The sequence below is a fragment of the Dyadobacter sp. CY347 genome (assembly GCF_021502655.1).
In the GTDB taxonomy this organism is placed as follows: Bacteria; Bacteroidota; Bacteroidia; order Cytophagales; family Spirosomataceae; genus Dyadobacter.
Genome location: NZ_JAKFFT010000002.1, coordinates 460,153 through 477,662 on the forward strand (window position 1 = coordinate 460,153; position 17,510 = coordinate 477,662).

At 43.9% G+C, this 17,510-nt stretch carries 15 protein-coding genes; 6 read left to right on the forward strand and 9 right to left on the reverse strand.

What is annotated here, in order from left to right; genetic code table 11:
* Positions 1 to 60 precede the first annotated feature (60 nt).
* Positions 61 to 1,251, forward strand: a complete 1,191-nt coding sequence (locus L0659_RS02725; protein WP_235124065.1) for a phosphoglycerate kinase — start codon at positions 61 to 63, stop codon at positions 1,249 to 1,251.
* 131 nt (positions 1,252 to 1,382) lie between these two features.
* Here the strand turns inward: L0659_RS02725 and L0659_RS02730 are convergent, their stop codons facing one another.
* Positions 1,383 to 3,839, reverse strand: a complete 2,457-nt coding sequence (locus L0659_RS02730) for a TonB-dependent receptor domain-containing protein (protein WP_235124066.1) — start codon at positions 3,837 to 3,839, stop codon at positions 1,383 to 1,385.
* A gap of 288 nt (positions 3,840 to 4,127) precedes the next feature.
* Entirely contained in the window at positions 4,128 to 4,319 is a 192-nt protein-coding gene (locus L0659_RS02735; protein WP_026628253.1) for a cold-shock protein, read from the reverse strand.
* A gap of 179 nt (positions 4,320 to 4,498) precedes the next feature.
* Between L0659_RS02735 and guaA the strand changes: the two genes are divergently transcribed.
* Complete coding sequence (guaA, locus tag L0659_RS02740; RefSeq protein WP_235124068.1) at positions 4,499 to 6,028, forward strand: glutamine-hydrolyzing GMP synthase; 1,530 nt, start codon at positions 4,499 to 4,501, stop codon at positions 6,026 to 6,028.
* A gap of 55 nt (positions 6,029 to 6,083) precedes the next feature.
* Here guaA and L0659_RS02745 read toward each other — a convergent pair whose 3' ends face one another.
* Entirely contained in the window at positions 6,084 to 6,248 is a 165-nt protein-coding gene (locus L0659_RS02745; protein WP_026628251.1) for a DUF1328 family protein, read from the reverse strand.
* A 270-nt stretch (positions 6,249 to 6,518) separates the two neighbouring features.
* On the opposite strand from L0659_RS02745, the gene L0659_RS02750 reads away from it, so the two are divergent.
* On the forward strand, positions 6,519 to 8,378 hold the full coding sequence (locus L0659_RS02750) for a M1 family metallopeptidase (RefSeq protein ID WP_235124070.1): 1,860 nt from the start codon (positions 6,519 to 6,521) through the stop codon (positions 8,376 to 8,378).
* A 3-nt stretch (positions 8,379 to 8,381) separates the two neighbouring features.
* Here the strand turns inward: L0659_RS02750 and L0659_RS02755 are convergent, their stop codons facing one another.
* The 3 genes from L0659_RS02755 to L0659_RS02765 form a co-directional block, all read right to left on the reverse strand.
* Positions 8,382 to 10,946 (reverse strand): DUF5686 and carboxypeptidase regulatory-like domain-containing protein, encoded by a 2,565-nt coding sequence (locus tag L0659_RS02755; RefSeq protein WP_235124072.1) that lies wholly within the window; start codon positions 10,944 to 10,946, stop codon positions 8,382 to 8,384.
* 103 nt (positions 10,947 to 11,049) lie between these two features.
* Positions 11,050 to 11,757: a DsbA family protein gene (locus L0659_RS02760; protein WP_235124074.1), complete on the reverse strand. Its 708-nt coding sequence runs from the start codon at positions 11,755 to 11,757 to the stop codon at positions 11,050 to 11,052.
* Between the two features lie 65 nt (positions 11,758 to 11,822).
* Positions 11,823 to 12,455: an NAD(P)H-dependent oxidoreductase gene (locus L0659_RS02765; protein ID WP_235124075.1), complete on the reverse strand. Its 633-nt coding sequence runs from the start codon at positions 12,453 to 12,455 to the stop codon at positions 11,823 to 11,825.
* A 94-nt stretch (positions 12,456 to 12,549) separates the two neighbouring features.
* Between L0659_RS02765 and L0659_RS02770 the strand changes: the two genes are divergently transcribed.
* Positions 12,550 to 12,927, forward strand: a complete 378-nt coding sequence (locus tag L0659_RS02770; protein ID WP_235124077.1) for a helix-turn-helix domain-containing protein — start codon at positions 12,550 to 12,552, stop codon at positions 12,925 to 12,927.
* Positions 12,928 to 12,965: 38 nt separating this feature from the next.
* Here L0659_RS02770 and L0659_RS02775 read toward each other — a convergent pair whose 3' ends face one another.
* The 3 genes from L0659_RS02775 to fbaA form a co-directional block, all read right to left on the reverse strand.
* Positions 12,966 to 13,403, reverse strand: coding sequence for a hypothetical protein (locus L0659_RS02775; protein WP_235124079.1), 438 nt, complete (start codon positions 13,401 to 13,403; stop codon positions 12,966 to 12,968).
* Between the two features lie 6 nt (positions 13,404 to 13,409).
* On the reverse strand, positions 13,410 to 14,192 hold the full coding sequence (locus L0659_RS02780; protein WP_235124081.1) for a DUF6973 domain-containing protein: 783 nt from the start codon (positions 14,190 to 14,192) through the stop codon (positions 13,410 to 13,412).
* Positions 14,193 to 14,744: 552 nt separating this feature from the next.
* Positions 14,745 to 15,824, reverse strand: a complete 1,080-nt coding sequence (fbaA, locus tag L0659_RS02785; RefSeq protein ID WP_235124083.1) for a class II fructose-bisphosphate aldolase — start codon at positions 15,822 to 15,824, stop codon at positions 14,745 to 14,747.
* 238 nt (positions 15,825 to 16,062) lie between these two features.
* Between fbaA and L0659_RS02790 the strand changes: the two genes are divergently transcribed.
* Positions 16,063 to 16,302 carry a hypothetical protein gene (locus L0659_RS02790; protein ID WP_235124085.1) on the forward strand — a complete coding sequence of 80 codons (240 nt, stop codon included), beginning with the start codon at positions 16,063 to 16,065 and terminating at the stop codon, positions 16,300 to 16,302.
* On the forward strand, positions 16,299 to 17,504 hold the full coding sequence (locus L0659_RS02795; RefSeq protein WP_235124087.1) for a hemolysin family protein: 1,206 nt from the start codon (positions 16,299 to 16,301) through the stop codon (positions 17,502 to 17,504). Before L0659_RS02790 ends, L0659_RS02795 begins: the two co-directional genes overlap by 4 nt.
* The last annotated feature ends 6 nt before the right edge of the window (positions 17,505 to 17,510 follow it).

Below are 17,510 nucleotides of genomic sequence, written 5' to 3' on the forward strand. Positions count from 1 at the left end.
AGTATATTATAAAGAAATTGGATTACATTTGCTGACTATGGAAAACAATTTTACCTGCCCATGACAACATTAGATTCGTACGATTTTTCAGGCAAAAAAGCCTTAGTCCGCGTGGACTTTAATGTTCCGCTTAATGACAAATTCGAGATCACGGACGACACCCGGATCAAAGCAACAATCCCTACTATCAATAAGATTCTCAATGATGGAGGTTCTGTCATTCTGATGTCACACCTGGGACGCCCGAAGGATGGACCGACTGAAAAGTATTCCCTGAAACACCTGGTTAATCCTCTTTCGCTCATTCTCGGCAAAACTGTAAAGTTTGCGGACGATTGCGTTGGACAGAGTGCTACGGAACTTGCGGCATCTTTGAATGCAGGTGAAGTTTTGTTACTGGAAAACCTTCGTTTTTATAAAGAAGAAGAAAAAGGCGACGAGGCTTTTGCAGAAAAACTTGCGAAACTAGGCAATGTCTGGGTTATGGATGCCTTCGGAACTGCGCACCGTGCGCACGCGTCAACGGCTGTGATTGGTAAATTTTTTACGGACAAAGTTTGCGGTTATGTAATGCAGGCTGAACTTGATAACGCTGAAAGGCTTCTGGAACATTCAGAAAGACCATTCACAGCAATCATGGGCGGCGCTAAAATTTCCGATAAAATATTGATCATCGAGCGACTGATTGATACGGTGGATAACCTGATCATCGGTGGCGGAATGTCTTATACATTCTCAAAGGCACAGGGTGGCAACATCGGAAAATCGCTTTTGGAAGCTGATAAGCAAGAACTTACGCTTGAATTGGTTAAAAAGGCGAAAGAAAAAGGCGTTAACCTGATCCTTCCTGTTGATTCGGTCATTGCAGATAAATTCAGCAACGATGCGCAGCGTAAGGTTGTAGCAGCAGGAGAAATTCCTGACGATTGGGAAGGTTTGGACATTGGTCCGGAAACAATCAAGATTTTTTCAGAAGTAATTAAAAACTCAAAAACAGTTCTTTGGAACGGCCCGATGGGTGTTTTTGAATTCCCGAATTTTGCACAGGGAACCAATGCAATCGCCGAATCGGTGGTTGCTGTGACGGAAGAGAACGATGCATTCTCACTGATCGGTGGCGGTGACTCGGCTTCGGCGATCAACAATGCTGGTTACGGTGACCGTGTGAGTTATGTGTCAACTGGTGGTGGTGCATTGCTTGAATATATGGAAGGCAAAGTGCTTCCTGGCGTTGCTGCATTGGAAGCCTAGTCTTTCAATGATTCTTTAAGAAGCAGTTTGGTTAAAAAATAAGAAAACCATCTCGCATAGCGCGGGATGGTTTTTCTGCATAACAAACCTAACTAATTATGAACACTGGCCACAAGGGCCGGAATTCCTGATTAACCTCCGCCGTTTGCACGTTTCTGAAGATCATCAGAACCCGTGTTGCGCTGGCGTGCGCCTTTTACATTTTGATTACCAAAATTGTAAGTAAATGTGAGCCTGAACTGGCGGCTTGGCCATTCGGACTTCACCTTGAAATCGATGTCTTTGTAAATCGCAGTTCCGTTGAACCGGTTGGTCCAGAAAATGTCGTTTACATTCAGACGGATCGTTCCCTTTTTATTCAGGATGTTCTTTTGCAAACCTGCATTGAGCATGCCCATCGGGTTTGCGGCATATAATCCGTAGAACGCCCGACTATTATACCATCCGGAGACCTCAGCGGACCATCCTTTGCCCAAAGTAAAATTGTTGCTGGCATACATATTCCATGACGCCTGCTTGATTTCGAGCTTTTGATCGAGATAAATGGAGTTGTAAGCGTTGTAAACTCCTGTGAAATTCGCTTGCAGGTTCCACCATTTTGCGATCGGGACCGGAAATGAAACGGTTAAGCTTGCATTGTCCTGATTATCAAGGTTATCCGATGTTACAAATGTTTTGTTTTCGGAAGCGATCTGTTGTGGAAGCTCATCAGCGATCATATCCTTGATGCGGCTGTAAGCAAGCGTTGTATTCAGGAAGTTTTTGTAAACGTGTACGAGTTGAAATGAATTCGTGTATTGCGGTTTCAGGTTCGGATTTCCTTTTTGGAATGTATAAGGATCCAGGTAAAACTCAAATGGGTTAAGCGATTGATAATTAGGACGGTCAATGCGGCGGCTGTAAGAAATGTTCAGCACGTTGTTCGTATCCAGTTGCTGCGAAAGGAAAACACTAGGGAACAGATTTACATAATTCCGGTCGCGTTTCTCATTCAGTGTCACAGAGTTACCAATTGAATGTGTGTGTTCACCGCGGAGGCCTAACTGGTAACTGAGTTTCTTAGTGATTTTCCCATTATAGTTCACATAAGCTGCATTCACATTTTCAGTGTATTTGAAGCGGTTGGAACGCTTTGGGTCGAGCACCCATTCATCGACTTTTGTTTCAAAAACCATATCATTGTCAGAAGCCACGAAGCTTGTTTTTAACCCGGTTTCGAACTTTCCTTTGCCCAATGGCTGCGCGTAATCCAGCTTGGCAACGCCAATGTTAATGTCCGAAGGCATGTTATTACGAACTGTTTCGCGGCTGCTGTTTTGCTCCTGTCCCTGCGGATTGAAATAACGCGTATCCAGGTTGCTTTCCTTAGAACCACTATAATTCACATAGTCGACATCAAATGTCAGTTCCTTGCCTTTGTCGTTGAATTGATGTTTCAAATTGGCATTGGCACTTACATTATTCAATTTACCACCATTGTAAACATCGGTTCTGAACGTGCGCTGCAAACTCAGATCTTCATTTAAAATTCTGGTGTTTGTTTGGCCGAACGGGTTACTGAAATTGTTGTAAAATCCTGAAACCAAAACGCCGACCGTTGTCTTTTCCGTAGCAAAGTAATCCACGCCGGCACGGACATTATAATATTGGGATTTGTTTGTGCGCTCCGTTTTTTGGTCAAAAATAGTAACCTTGTCTTCAAATGGGATTCTTCTGTAAATGTCGTTGTTATTGAAGCCTTTGTTAAAGAATGCTCCTCCGCTGATGAATGTGCTGATTTTTCCAGCGCGGTGATTAATGGTTGCCGTGGCATTGGATCTGCCATATTTTGCATAGGCAGCGCCGAGGTTAATGTTTCCGTTCGTGCCGTAATTCTTGTTGCGCTTCATCTTAATGTTGATGATCCCGGAATTTCCGGCTGCGTCGTATTTGGCAGAAGGATTGGTGATCAGTTCAATTTTTTCAATGTTGTCGCTGGGCGTGTTGCGCAAGAGCGTGATAAGTTCTTGTTGGGATAAAAAAGTCTGTTTTCCATCAATCTGAACGATTACGCCTTCTTTTCCGCGTAATTTAAGTTGTTCATTTTGCTGGTCAACCGTAACGCCCGGTGCGCGTTCCAGAACTTCCAGCGCTGTTGCGCCAGCGGAAACAATGCTGTTTTCCACATTCACAACCGTGCGGTCGATCTGTTGTTCGATGAAAGGTTTTTTTGCAACAACCGTCACCTCATTTAGTGCCTGGGTGTCGGTTTTCAGAGAGATTGTGGGAAGTGCAACATCATTGTCATTCACTGTAAATGATGCGCTGTAACTTTTTTGGTAACCAACCATGGAGACCAGCGTAAGAAATTTGCCCGCCGGGATTTGGTCGAATACAAATTTGCCACCGTCATCAGCAGCAAGTCCTTTTACCAGCGTGGAATCGCTTGCTTTTAATAGCAGAACATTGACAAACGGAAAGGGTTGAGACTTTTCGTCCAGGATTGCTCCGTAGACTTTTCCTTTGCCGATGGGGCTGGAAGCAGTTTGTGCCTGCACAAAACTTCCAGCCAGTAGCAGCGCTACAGTTAGGTTCATTAAAAATTTCATGGCTAATAGATTATGTTCAATGTCCGGCTTCGGTGTGTTGATTTCCTTTCCGGTACAGTGTAAAAGTAGGTACTTTGTATAACATAGAACCTCCGATTACATGAAAGGTTTTTACGTTATATGAGCGGGTGTGTGTGCCTGACTTGCGTTTGATAGATACAAAGGGAATAAAGAAAGTTGCACGGGGCCTCAAAAAAAGTTTAAATGGTAAAATGCCGGGGTGAATGACCAGGGCACAAAAAAAACCGCTTCGAGAAGCGGTTTTTTGCATTTTATATTAAGTCCCTATCAGGCAAGCTTAACATTGATCGCGTTAAGCCCTTTACGTCCTTCCTGAAGATCAAAAGTAACGTCGTCATTTTCGCGAACTTCGTCCACAAGACCGGAGATGTGTACAAAATAGTCCTGTCCTGTTTCTGTGTCTTTAATAAACCCGTAACCTTTTGAGTCATTAAAGAATTTTACTGTTCCTTGATTCATATTAATTATATATTGAAAATTTACGTAAAGGTAGACAGAACGCAGCGTTTGTACAAATTTACATTGAAAAAATTAAAATTCTGCCGGTTATACGCCCTTCATTCACTCGCAGAATGATTGAATCCGGTTTTTTGATTTGGGTCAATCTCCCTACATTTGCGTTTTAGATAGCATTTTATATGACTGAACAAATTCTGATTTTAGATTTTGGTTCGCAATACACGCAGTTAATAGCACGTCGCGTTCGTGAGCTTAATGTTTATTGTGAAATCCATCCTTACAATAATTTCCCCGATCTCACTCCCAACATTAAAGGTGTAATTCTCTCCGGAAGCCCATGCTCCGTTCGGGACACGGACGCCCCGAGAATAGATTTGGATCAGTTTCGCAAAGTAGTGCCTGTGCTGGGCGTTTGCTATGGTGCACAATTGATGGCACAGGAACTGGGAGGCGATGTGAAACCTTCGCAGCACCGTGAATACGGCCGCGCCCGTCTGGTTATTGATGATACGGATTCATCATTACTTGCCGGATTATCGGAATCTTCTCAGGTTTGGATGTCACACGGCGACACAATCGTCCGCGCCCCGAACAGCTTTCATGTAATCGCTTCAACGGAATCGGTGAAAGTGGCTGCATTTAAAATTGAAAATGAACTTACATACGGCATTCAGTTTCACCCGGAAGTGACGCATACAACCGAGGGTAAGAAGCTGATGTACAATTTTGTAGCGAAAATTTGTGGTTGCAAACAGGATTGGACGGCTGAGTCTTTTGTAGAACAAACCATTGCCAACCTGCGCAAAAAGCTGGGTAACGATAAAGTGGTTATGGCGCTTTCGGGCGGTGTGGACTCGACGGTTGCTGCAACGCTTGTTCACCAGGCAATTGGCTCAAATTTGTATTGCATATTTGTCGACAATGGCTTGTTGCGTAAGGATGAATTTGCAGAAGTGCTTCACTCTTACCAGGATATGGGCCTGAATATCAAAGGTGTTGATTCAAAATCACACTTTTACCAGTCCCTGAACGGATTGTCGGAACCGGAAGCGAAACGCAAAGCGATCGGAAAATCGTTTATTGATATTTTCGATCAGGAAGCGCATTTAATTGAAGAAGTGAAATGGTTGGGTCAGGGAACAATTTATCCTGACGTGATCGAGTCGGTTTCTATCAATGGGCCCTCTGCAACGATCAAATCGCATCATAATGTGGGTGGTTTGCCTGATTTTATGAAGCTGAAAATCGTTGAGCCGCTAAATACATTATTTAAAGATGAAGTGAGGGCAGTGGGCCGGACATTGGGTATCGACGAAAAAATACTGGGACGGCATCCTTTCCCGGGCCCAGGACTTGCGATCCGTATTTTGGGAGAAATCACGCCCGAAAAAGTGGCAATCTTACAGGAAGTTGACGCGATTTTTATCGGCGGACTGCGTAAATGGGATTTATATAAAGACGTTTGGCAGGCGGGAGCCATGTTGCTGCCGGTTCAAAGCGTAGGTGTAATGGGGGATGAGCGGACGTATGAAAGTGTTGTCGCCCTACGTGCTGTAACTTCGGTGGATGGAATGACCGCCGACTGGGCACATTTGCCTTATGACTTTATGGCAGAGGTTTCCAATGACATTATAAACCGTGTCAAAGGTGTGAACCGCGTTGTTTATGACATTTCGTCTAAACCACCCGCAACCATTGAATGGGAATAGCATAAAACGAAAAAAGCGGACATTTGTCCGCTTTTTTCGTTTTAGTCCGTTAACGTCAGGATCGCCCGACTCCACGGCTGATTAGGCTTAACACAAATAGTACAAGGAATACGAAGAAAAGAATTTTAGCGATTCCAGCTGCTCCGGCAGCGATTCCACCAAAGCCCAGTACACCGGCGATAATGGCAACTATCAGAAAAATTACGGTCCATCTTAACATAATTGACAAATGGTTTTAGTTCTTAATGAAATATGAAAACTGTTTTACCAATTATGTGCCAAATGCCGCTTCTGCTTTAAAACCCTAGTTTGTCAGTATATCTTCACTAAAATCGAAGAATAATTATCGTTTTTATGGGGAGAATGATGCCCATTTTTACGCTTTTTTCATAGTCGCAACAGAATATTGTAGTTCCTCCGGCATTTTTGATCCTGATAAACCCGAACAAAACACTTATTTTGCATCATAACAAACCAAAAAAGAGTACGAATGAAGTTGAATTTTATCGTGTTGGTAATGACTGCGATCAGTTTGCAGGTTTCCGCACAAAGTGATCGTTGGCAGCAGCGCGTGAAGTATCAGATGGAAGTTGATTTCGACGCCACGAAGCATCAATATAAAGGAAAGCAAAAGCTGATTTACAGCAACAATTCCCCCGATACGCTCCACAAGGTTTTTTACCACTTGTATTTGAACGCATTTCAGCCGGGCAGCCAGATGGACGTTCGCTCCCGGACGATCAGCGACCCGGACCCGCGCGTGAAAGATCGCATTTCAAAATTAACCCCCTCGGAAATTGGCTACGAAAAAGTACTTTCATTGAAGCATAATGGTAAGGCCGTTAAATATGAAGTGGTAGGGACGATTCTCGAAGTGACATTAAACGAAAAGCTTCTTCCCAAAACGCAGCATACTTTCGAAATGGAATTTGAAGCGCAAGTTCCGCTCCAGATCCGCCGCACAGGACGCGATAATGCGGAGGGCATCGACTATTCAATGGCGCAATGGTATCCCAAAATGAGCGAGTATGACTATGAAGGCTGGCATGCGAATCCTTATATAGCGCGGGAGTTTTACGGCGTCTGGGGTGATTTCGATGTGAAACTAACCATTGACGCTTCTTATGTTGTGGCTGCGAGCGGTTACCTGCAAAATCCGGATAAAATCGGCCACGGTTACACGCAAAAAGAAGTGAAGCACAAGCCCGGTGATAAACTTACCTGGCATTTCATCGCCCCTGAGGTCCACGATTTTATGTGGGCAGCTGATCGCGATTACAAGCATGATGTATTGAAAGTGGACGACAATCTGGACATGCACTTTTTCTATCAGACAGACACATTAGCGAATGTTTGGAAGGAAATGGAGCCGCTCGCTGTGCGTTGTTTCCAAATCATGAATGAGAAATTCGGGCGCTATCCTTATAAGCAATATTCAGTGATCCAGGGCGGTGACGGTGGCATGGAATACGCGATGGCAACATTAATTACGGGCCGTCAGAACCTGGGAGGATTAGTGAGTGTGACAGTTCACGAATCCATTCACAGTTGGTTCCAGCAGATTTTAGGAACGAATGAATCCAAATATGCCTGGATGGATGAGGGTTTTACAACCTACGCCCAGAACATTGTTATGGCTGAATTATTCCCATCACGGCTCGATGCCCAGCGGGGAAGCACAACCAGTTACCGCAATCTGGTAAAATCCGGTCTGGAAGAACCCTTAACAACCCATGCCGATCATTATAATACCAACCGCGCTTACAGCATTGCAAGCTATTCCAAAGGAGCAGTTTTCCTTAATCAGCTTGGCTACATTATGGGCAGGCAAAAGTTGGAAACTGGCATGAAGCGCTATTTTAACGAATGGAAATTCAAACACCCAAATCCTAATGACCTGAAACGGATCATGGAAAAGGAATCGGGATTGGAATTGGATTGGTATTTCGAAGATTTTGCCGGAACGACCAAAACCATCGATTATGGCATCAGGGAAGTTGTGGCAGACGCGGCAAAAACGACTGTTGTTTTGGAAAAAATAGGCCAGATGCCCATGCCGTTGGACGTTGTGATTAGCTATAAAGACGGCAGTCAGGAAAATTTTTATATTCCCCTGGAAATGATGCGCGGTGAAAAAGCTGAAACATTGTACTCCAAAACAACACTTTTAGCCGACTGGGGCTGGACTTATCCGGAATATTCGTTCAGCATAGACCGCAGTCTGGCTGATATCGAACGCATTGTGATTGATCCGAGCCAGCGGATGGCCGATATTAATCCTGATAATAATACATACCCGTCGATTTCTAAGGAGTTGCCCAGGTTTAAGGCCGATAAGGTTGTAAAGTAAAACTTACCTGCCAAACTTAATAGATGTTCCCACGCGCCAGCCCATGCCTTTGAAGTGGCTGCCGTGAAATTGGGCGACGGCTTCCAGGCGGATGATGCGCAGAATGTCGTCGATGCCATAGACTGCTTCAGTATAATTGCGGATTGTTGGTACTCTCAGATAATGCAGTTGAAGCGTTTCTGAGATGCCGGTAATCCGCAATGCTTCTATGCGGGTAAGCGCAAATCGTTGTGAAGTCCAGGTGGCATGTGCCTGGAAAAACCAAGATGACGTGCTGTAACGATAATATTGCAGCATCCGGAACTGGTCCGGCGGATAGGCATATTGGAAAAAGAATTCATTGCCCATGAAATGGCGGTAATCCGGGAAATACATTTGTTTTGTACTCAGGAAGCCGCCACCATTCACAAAGTATTCCAAATTGCTTCTCGGCCCCAAACTGAGATTCTGCCTGATATTTCCTTGCAACATAGAATAATCAACGTCCCCGGCGAAGCCCAAACCGCTTTTGTAATTTACGCTAAACGAAGGCCCTTTACTTCTCAAATATCGCTTCTCGCCATTTCGAATTAGATATCGACGCCAAGGGCGCAAGGTGGCGGTAAGATCTAAAATTGTTGCATTATGTATGGGGAACCCGGTGTTCTGCAATTCACGGTTGACCGGCCGGTTTGGCGTGTAATAGTATTGGCTCCAAAAGAAAATAGGCCGTGCACTTTCCTGATTGAAAAGCTCCTTTCTATGCTCGAATTCGAGACCTGCATTGAAGCTGAGGACGTCGGCAATGTTGCGCAGTGAAAACTCAGCCCGGCCAAACTGCTTTTGATAAAGCTTCATGAAGTTCCGGTCAAAAAATCGGGCTGCGATACTATTTGGTAATGGAGGGATTGGAATGTTGTTGTTGATCTGGCTGGCCATTTCGCCACCGGATAACATCAGATTCCATTTATCCTTGCCAATATTACTGGTAAGGCTTCCGTAAACCCTTTTGCGCCCAAATGAATAGCGGACAAGCGGACTAATGCTGAACCGATATGATTTGCCCCATTTTTTTTCCCATTCGGTAAGAATATTGATTGCATTTCCCTCAACGGTGTTGTAGCTGATAGATAAGAGCGGACTTTTGAAATAAAACGTCTTCCTGTCGCCCAATGCATAAGTATTGCCCGTAACCAAATGCAACGGCCTGAATGCCAGCGAATCGGGCTTTCGCTTCTCCCGGATTGAATCTTTTACGACTTTAATGCTGTCTTGCAGCACATAACTCGTCACTTCGGATTTGGTGAGCGGAATAGGGCGTAACGCTTGCCAGTAAGCAGTGTCCCGTTTATTGGCCATGGAATCGATGATGATGGAATCCTGTCGCACCAGCCGATCACTGCTGCCTTCCATTTTTCGTTCTTTTTTCTGCTCCTTTTCGTATTCTTTAGTAAGCTTCCGGAAATCTTTTGTAGAAAATTGCTTTTGCTCCTGGATCAGTTTTTCGAGATTTCCTTTCCGGCTTCCATCTTTTACGTTTTCCTTTTTATGGTCGGCAATCACAATGTCCTCTTTCAAGCCGGGATCGATGTCCAGTTTTTGGTAAGTCAGAGAAACGAGATATTTAAATTCTCCGGCAAATCCGAGATAGCTTCCATTGATACGAAACTGCTGATTAACAGGGATCCATACATTCTGAACAGGACTGAAAATTTGCTTTGCCGAAATGTTCAGACCACTTGTCGTTGTTTGCAAATCGTAGCTGTGAATGGCCCAGCGATCTTCCAATATGAAAAGACTTCCTTTAAAAACACCTTCGCCATAAGCGCGCGGAATGACCTTTATTTTGTTGACCAATTGACCCTGATCTTCAAAATAACCCTCATATTCAAAACGATAATAGGCAAATGCCCTGGGTGAAAGCGGTGAAATGGTGCCGGCGATCTCGGGACTGTAAAGACTCGCCAGAATGTATTCATTAGGAGAAGGAATGCTGTTATCCAGGCTGTTACGTGTAGAAAGGATCTTTTGCGTGTAACTAGCAGGCCGGCGGTATTTAATTTCTGCAACACTTTCATTCAGAATGGCTTTACCTTCCTGAACACCTTCTTTTTTTAATCTTTTTTCAACCAGATAGGGAATTTTCGTCGGTAATGCGGTGCTTCTTGAATAGACTTTTGCCGTATATCCGCGGAGTTGAAGCTGGTGAAAACGCGCCTTGGCGATGGCCCGCCGCATAATGCTATATGCAGGGTCTTCTTTACCCTTGCCAATAGTCGCTTCGCGGAGGTTAAGCGCCTGTTCTTCGAGGACCACATTCAGCTCAGTGAAATCACTGCCGACCGTTACGTTTTTCGAAATGCTTTTAAATCCCAGGAATTGGAAAATAATTTCGTAAGACCCTGGTGCTAAGGCGAATTCGTATTGACCCTCTTCATTTGCCATCGTCCCGTTACTCGTCCCTTTAACAGCAATGCCAGCATAAGAAAGCGCTTCGCCTTTCGCCGTAGTGATCCGGCCTTTTATCCCGCCCGCGAATAACTGTGACTGTAAGCCAATAAAGATGATAAGAAGCAACGCGACGCGCATAGAGGTAGATTGTCATTTTTTGCAATTAGCACAAATTAGATGAAATTTCTGATTTGCGCTCTTGCTGACTCTCCTCTATAACCGTACCAAGGGCTTGAAAAGCTCAATTACACTCGCCGTCAACCGTACAATTCGCGCCGTCGGCCAGTGAAACCAATGGTTCCGGATTTGCTTTCTCCCATTCAGAAAACGATTTTTCCAACGCGCCCAGGAAAGTTTCTGGTTGCTGGGCACCGGAAACGGCATATTTTCTATCTAATACAAAGAAAGGAACTCCGCGTGCGCCAACCTGCTGCGCTTCATAAATGTCTTTTCGAACCTCATCACTGAATTTTGATCCATCCAGAACAGATTTTAATTCTTGTGTATCTAGCCCAATCTGAGTTCCCAAATCAAGCAATGTTGCATGATCTGCAGTGTTTTTCCCATCAGTGAAATAGGCCTTAAATAACTGTTCTTCGGCATCATCACCTTTGCCTTTTGTCTTTGCATATTGAACAAAACGATGCGCATCAAATGAATTTGCAACAACAGCCTTGTCCATATTATACTCCAATCCGACCTCAGCTGCAATCGAGCTCACGTGGTCATTCATTTGCGCAGCGTAGTCCGGTGACCAGCCTTTCACTTCCGCCAGGTAATCATTAATGCTTTTTCCAGGCTCCGTTTTCATGGCCGGGTTAAGTTGAAAGCTTTTCCATTCCACTTGAATCTTGTCCTTTTCAGGAAATTGTTCCAGTGCTTTTTCAAATTTCCTTTTGCCGATGTAGCAGAAAGGGCACATAACGTCGCTCCATATTTCAACTTTCATTGTTCAGTCAATTAGTTTGATTATCAATCCGTTCACGCGAGGTGTTGCGTTAAACCCATCTCAAATTAAAGCGAAATAAAAAGCTCTTCGCTCGGTCTTCTTACCTTTTTTGCTTTGGCTAAACCATCATTTTCAGCATCACGGTAACCCAACGTCATGATAACAACGCTCTTCAATCCTTTTTCGGCCAGACCCAAAACCTCATCCAGCTTAGCATTGTTGAAACCTTCCATGGGTGTTGCGTCCACATGCTCTGTCGCGGCTGCCACCAGCGCATGTCCCAACGCAATGTATGCTTGTCGTGCTGCCCAGTTAAAGTTCCCTTCGTCTGAACGGGCCTCGATGCTGTTCGTAACATTCTCCTGAAATTTCGACAATGATTCCACTTCAATATTGCGCGTTGTAGCAATCAGGTTCATATATTCAGTCACTTGCGCGGCAGTGATTTTATCCCATGCTGCGAAAACGAGTAAATGTGATGCATCCGGGATCTGGGGCTGCTGGGCAGCTTCCTTGAAGATCTTATCTTTCGTTTCCTGATCACTGATCACAATGATATTATATGGTTGCAAGCCGGCAGAAGAGGGCGATAACTTGATGGCTTCCAGTATCGTATTCAATTTTTCCTGTGGAACTGTTTGGCCATTCATTCTCTTGGTAGCGTATCTCCAGTTCAGATCTTCTATTAGGTTACTCATGTTAAATATTTTAGTAATTTCGATATGCAAACTTAAATAAATAAGCTATACATTTGTAAGTACTATACCAAAAGATAGTTAAAAAAGTTCAGTCATGGAAACATTAGAATTGGAAGTTGCAGTAAAAAAAATCACTCACACATACGGAGAATGCACAAAAAGCATTCTTCCGGTCCGCGACGCACTGGAAGTTTTGAGCGGAAAGTGGAAGTTGCCAATCATCATCTCCCTGATCTTCGGAAACAAACGCTTCTCCCAAATCGCCAAAGAAATCCCCGGCATCACCGATAAAATGTTGTCCAAAGAACTAAGGGACCTGGAAGCCAATTGCCTTGTTAAGAGAACGGTATACGACTCGATCCCAGTGGTTGTAGAATACACGCTAACAGAATACGGACACACATTAAAGCCGGTGATTGAGGTGTTGCGGAATTGGGGAATGGCGCACCGGGAGCGGATTATGAGTTTGTAGATAATTTTGGCCCGAGCAATTCAGTCGGGCCAAATGACTCAAGGATTGCCATTTGTTTTTACTTCAATAAATGGCTTATTGATCACCAATATGCTATCATAGTTGTTTTCTGTGAGTCCAACCAAGTCATCAAAAGTAACATTGTAGCTGATCAGTTTTTTGATCAAGCTTATGTCTGCCTTATATTGATTCGACCAACCACTGCCAGGATCCGCACATAATGTTAATAGCTGGCCTTGGGGATAAAAATTCAGGAAAAATCGATCTTCTTTCCTTGCAATTACTTCATAACATTCTTTGTCCTTTTTGCTGTTGTTATAGTGCGCATACAATTTGGAAAGAGCGTCCTTCCTCCAAGATTTCCAATCTTCACCTTTCAAATATAAAGAATCAACTGCCGGATCTACTTTGTTCAGGCATGAGATGGGGAGAAAAAGGAAAAGGAAAATGATTGGTAGTAATGCTACTTTATTCATCAGCAATTAATTTTTTACGTAAACAAGGTGTTGATGCGCGCCATAAAGATTGTTATATAAATTATTCCAGGTATTCGCGTTGTCGCCACCGTGGGCATTCAGGATTGTTGTTTGATTTGAATGAAATAATCCCGAATTGGCACGACTATGCATTGTTTCAATAATTTTTGATTCGTCAGGCATTTTTCTAAATGGCCCGATGCCCCATTTCACTTCTTTCTCCATCCAGACTCTTGCGGACATATTATTGTGCAGATCCATCGCTGATAACTTGTCCTTGTTCTGCCCTCCCTGATTGTTTTTTTCGTGCGCTGATGTTCCATCCTGAGTAAAATCAATTGCCTGATTTTCGCTAGCAGGAGATCCTTTCAGTATATATCGAATTGCCAAGGCATTCCATACTGCATGCTTAAATGCGTTCTCTCTTTTTTCTCCATCATCGGATCCAAAAATGTTTTTAACGAGCACTTTTGCCGAATTTGCAGCATTTATATAATGCTGGGCGTAGCCAGGATTGCTTAATAATACGTTTTTCTCGGGATCTGTTAAATTATCAGGAGATATGTCCAAAGTTCTTCCAGACTTACGACTTAATTCAAATTCAATAATATCATTTATTACATCATTCTTGCACAAGGTGTTATAATAATCATAAATGACTTCAATTTTTACTTCCACTTGTTTTCTCGTTCTGATCTCAGGGAAATCTTGATAGATCCTTTGGAGTTCCTGATCTGGAATTTCTATCCCGTAATTAACTTGCGGGTATTTTCTGATATTCCGTAACAAAATTTCCAAAAGGTCGTCATATCCTACTTGACAGCCATCTCCGGCTACTTTTAATGCCGCAATGTATTTGGTATCGTAATAAACTTCGAAATCTTCTAGTGACTGGTTGAAAAGCGCTATCGGGAAGTTTTTGGGAATGCATACAACCTCGCCTCTAAATTTGATCGTTTCTCGGGTTGGATTCGGGTTTCTGTCTGGTGCGTTACTTTTACATCCTGACAACGCAAGAATAAGCGTGTATAAAGTGAAAACAGATTTTAGAGCTTGTGTCACAGATTGAAAACGTGCTTGAATGATAATTGAAAACCATATTTGTACAGTCTCGTCTCAATGCGGGACGGAATACATTCGCAATCTATACGAATTAAATTTTACGCCTTGTAGAAGCCCGCGCCGCAATGAGCCGCCGGTTATTTTGGTTGATTTTTCGGTTCAATTGTTAGTTTTTCCGGCAAAAAATAAGTTGAGGCGAAGTGGACGGGAAACAGTAGCCCACAAAAAAAGCAACCCCTACAGGTTGCTTTTCCATCTCATCAAAACTCAGCTAAAAAATTATCCCAGCTGGTTAATACAATTCAAATCCTCAAACGCCAGTTTCAGACGTTGGATCATGCTTTCTTCGCCTTTGCGTAGCCATACGCGTGGGTCGTAATATTTTTTGTTTGGCGAATCCGGGCCATTTGGATTGCCCAATTGCGTTTGCAGGAAGCCTTCGTTTTCTTTGTAATATTTAAGAAGTCCTTCCCAGGTTGACCATTGCATATCGGTGTCGATGTTCATTTTGATCGCGCCGTATTCGATGGCTTCGCGGATTTCTTCGCGGGAAGAGCCTGATCCTCCGTGGAACACGAAGTTAACGGGCAATTCAGCCGTTCCGAATTTCTCCTGGATGAATTGCTGTGAATTGCGAAGGATTTTCGGCTCCAATTTCACGTTTCCTGGCTTGTAAACGCCGTGAACATTGCCGAATGCTGCTGCAATGGTGAAGTTTGGAGAGATTTTAGAAAGCTCTTCATATGCATAAGCGACTTCCTCCGGCTGTGTGTACAATTTGGAGCTGTCTACGTCGCTGTTGTCAACGCCATCTTCTTCGCCACCTGTTACACCCAGTTCGATTTCAAGTGTCATGCCGATTTTGGCCATGCGCTCGAAATATTTCGCCGAGATTTCAATGTTTTCCTCGATCGGCTCTTCCGAAAGGTCCAGCATGTGTGAGCTGTACAATGGAATACCGTGCTGATCGAAATGACGCTCGCCTGCATCCAGAAGACCGTCGATCCATGGAAGCAATTTTTTTGCGCAATGGTCTGTATGCAAAATCACTGGAATGCCGTAAAGCCCAGCCATTTGGTGCACGTGCATAGCACCTGAAATGCCGCCCGCAATGGCAGCCTGCTGATTGGTGTTGGAAAGACTTTTTCCAGCATAAAATATCGCTCCGCCATTTGAAAACTGAATGATAACGGGGCTGTTAACCGCTTTGGCAGTTTCAAGAACTGCATTTACCGAGTTGGTTCCTACCACGTTAACCGCCGGTAGGGCATAGTTATTTTCGTTGGCGTGGCGGAAAATTTCGCTAACTCCGTCACCGGTTACAACACCGGGCGCAAAGCGTTTTGTGGTTTCGCTCATAGTAATTAAGGATATTTTTTCAAGAATTAATTTTACAATTCAGATATATAAAATGAACTGCGCGGGAATCCCTGCAAGTTAGGTATTTTACAGAAAATGGAGGAAATATCAAGGGTATATTATGCTTTACGACGAAGATTAATCTAGCTGTAATCGTTTTGGCGCAATCTGCGTATCTTTGAAAATGATTGAATTTGCAGGCATCGCCCTGTAAGATTGTATTACGAACGAATTATTAATGAATTCCAAACTGACCAGGACGATCCTGATTGCCCTCTCACTGGGCTTTTTTGTAATGTGGGTCCTCGAATTCCGGCGGACAACCATGTTTGAAAGTTACTGGCTGCTTTTGCTTGCCATCATGTGCTTGTTAATGTTCCAGTTCAGCAGGTTAAAAGCTTCATTACTAGCCAAAAAAGAGGCTGAAATGAAGATTGATATAAAAAAGAACAAGCCGGTTAAAACATCGAAAAAATGAGCATGCTATTTCTGGGTTTGACGATCATTTTTTTCATCCTCGCGGGTTATTATGGGGCTGTGCGCTCTGTTTTACTCGATGTTTCCATCGATCGATATTCGCTGCGCCACGAAAAATCCGAGGAAGTTTATCAAACATTATACTGGCGGCGGATCCTGCGCATGATCCGGTTGCTAACGGTTGCATTAGGCTGTTTTTGGGCAATTGCAGCATTTTATCCGGTCCTTTTGATCGATCTCGGCATTCATGAAGGGGCATTAGTAGCGGGAATGTTTGCCGTTTTGATCGTGGTTTGGATGGCGAGCTATTCCAGTTGGGTCAAAATAGGGCGTGCTTTTCCGAAGACATTGGATCTTTCTGCATTCCCCGTTCGCTTTGCCGAATGGGTGATTACGCCGCTGTATTGGGTTGTAGAGCCATTCGTAAAGGAAAATATATTGTCTCCGTCACTGCGTGACGATGCGGCTTCTGCCGACGATCCGGATTTTGATGACCATAGCATTGAGGAAAGAATGTTTATTAATGCATTGGATTTTAAGGATTTGCGGATCCGGGATTGTATGATCCCAAGGACTGAAATTTCTGCGGTGAATGTAAATGCAAGCATTGAAGACTTGCGGACGGCATTCCTGACCAGCGGCCATTCAAAGATCATTGTACACCGCGAATCCGTGGATGAGGTTTTAGGTTATTGCCACGCATTATCCCTTTTCAAAAAACCCAAAGAGATCAGCAACATTATCACGCCGATCCTGATTGTGCCGGAAGCGATGCCTGCGAGTGACTTAATGTTACGGTTTTTAGAGGAAAGAAGAAGTTTGGCTTTGGTTGTGGATGAGTTTGGTGGAACTTCGGGATTGGTGAGCGTGGAAGATGTGGTGGAGCAGATCTTCGGTGAAATCCAGGACGAATACGACTCCACGGAAGACTGGACAGAGCGCAAGCTGGACGACAACAGCTACATTCTAAGCGCCCGCCACGAGCTCGACTATTTAAATGAAAAATACGGCTGGGAACTTCCTGAGGGTGATTACGATACATTAGCCGGAATGCTCATCGATACTTTCGGTGACTTGCCAGAAGTGAACGAAACCGTAAGTATTCCGCCTTACGCATTTCAGGTCGTTTCCATGCAGGACACGCGCATTGAACTCGTGAGATTGACCATTGAAGAAAGAGAAAAGAAAAGCGAAAAAAGTTAACAGGAC

Bases quoted from the DNA above. Each gene is read 5' to 3' on its own strand.
- L0659_RS02755 (WP_235124072.1), bottom strand. From the start codon at position 10,946: ATGCGCGTCGCGTTGCTTCTTATCATCTTTATTGGCTTACAGTCACAG.
- L0659_RS02735 (WP_026628253.1), bottom strand. From the start codon at position 4,319: ATGAATCAAGGAACAGTAAAATTCTTTAATGACTCAAAAGGTTACGGG.
- L0659_RS02750 (WP_235124070.1), top strand. From the start codon at position 6,519: ATGAAGTTGAATTTTATCGTGTTGGTAATGACTGCGATCAGTTTGCAG.
- L0659_RS02730 (WP_235124066.1), bottom strand. From the start codon at position 3,839: ATGAAATTTTTAATGAACCTAACTGTAGCGCTGCTACTGGCTGGAAGT.
- L0659_RS02795 (WP_235124087.1), top strand. From the start codon at position 16,299: ATGAGCATGCTATTTCTGGGTTTGACGATCATTTTTTTCATCCTCGCG.
- L0659_RS02725 (WP_235124065.1), top strand. From the start codon at position 61: ATGACAACATTAGATTCGTACGATTTTTCAGGCAAAAAAGCCTTAGTC.
- fbaA (WP_235124083.1), bottom strand. From the start codon at position 15,824: ATGAGCGAAACCACAAAACGCTTTGCGCCCGGTGTTGTAACCGGTGAC.
- L0659_RS02760 (WP_235124074.1), bottom strand. From the start codon at position 11,757: ATGAAAGTTGAAATATGGAGCGACGTTATGTGCCCTTTCTGCTACATC.
- L0659_RS02790 (WP_235124085.1), top strand. From the start codon at position 16,063: ATGAATTCCAAACTGACCAGGACGATCCTGATTGCCCTCTCACTGGGC.
- L0659_RS02765 (WP_235124075.1), bottom strand. From the start codon at position 12,455: ATGAGTAACCTAATAGAAGATCTGAACTGGAGATACGCTACCAAGAGA.
- guaA (WP_235124068.1), top strand. From the start codon at position 4,499: ATGACTGAACAAATTCTGATTTTAGATTTTGGTTCGCAATACACGCAG.
- L0659_RS02745 (WP_026628251.1), bottom strand. From the start codon at position 6,248: ATGTTAAGATGGACCGTAATTTTTCTGATAGTTGCCATTATCGCCGGT.
- L0659_RS02770 (WP_235124077.1), top strand. From the start codon at position 12,550: ATGGAAACATTAGAATTGGAAGTTGCAGTAAAAAAAATCACTCACACA.
- L0659_RS02775 (WP_235124079.1), bottom strand. From the start codon at position 13,403: ATGAATAAAGTAGCATTACTACCAATCATTTTCCTTTTCCTTTTTCTC.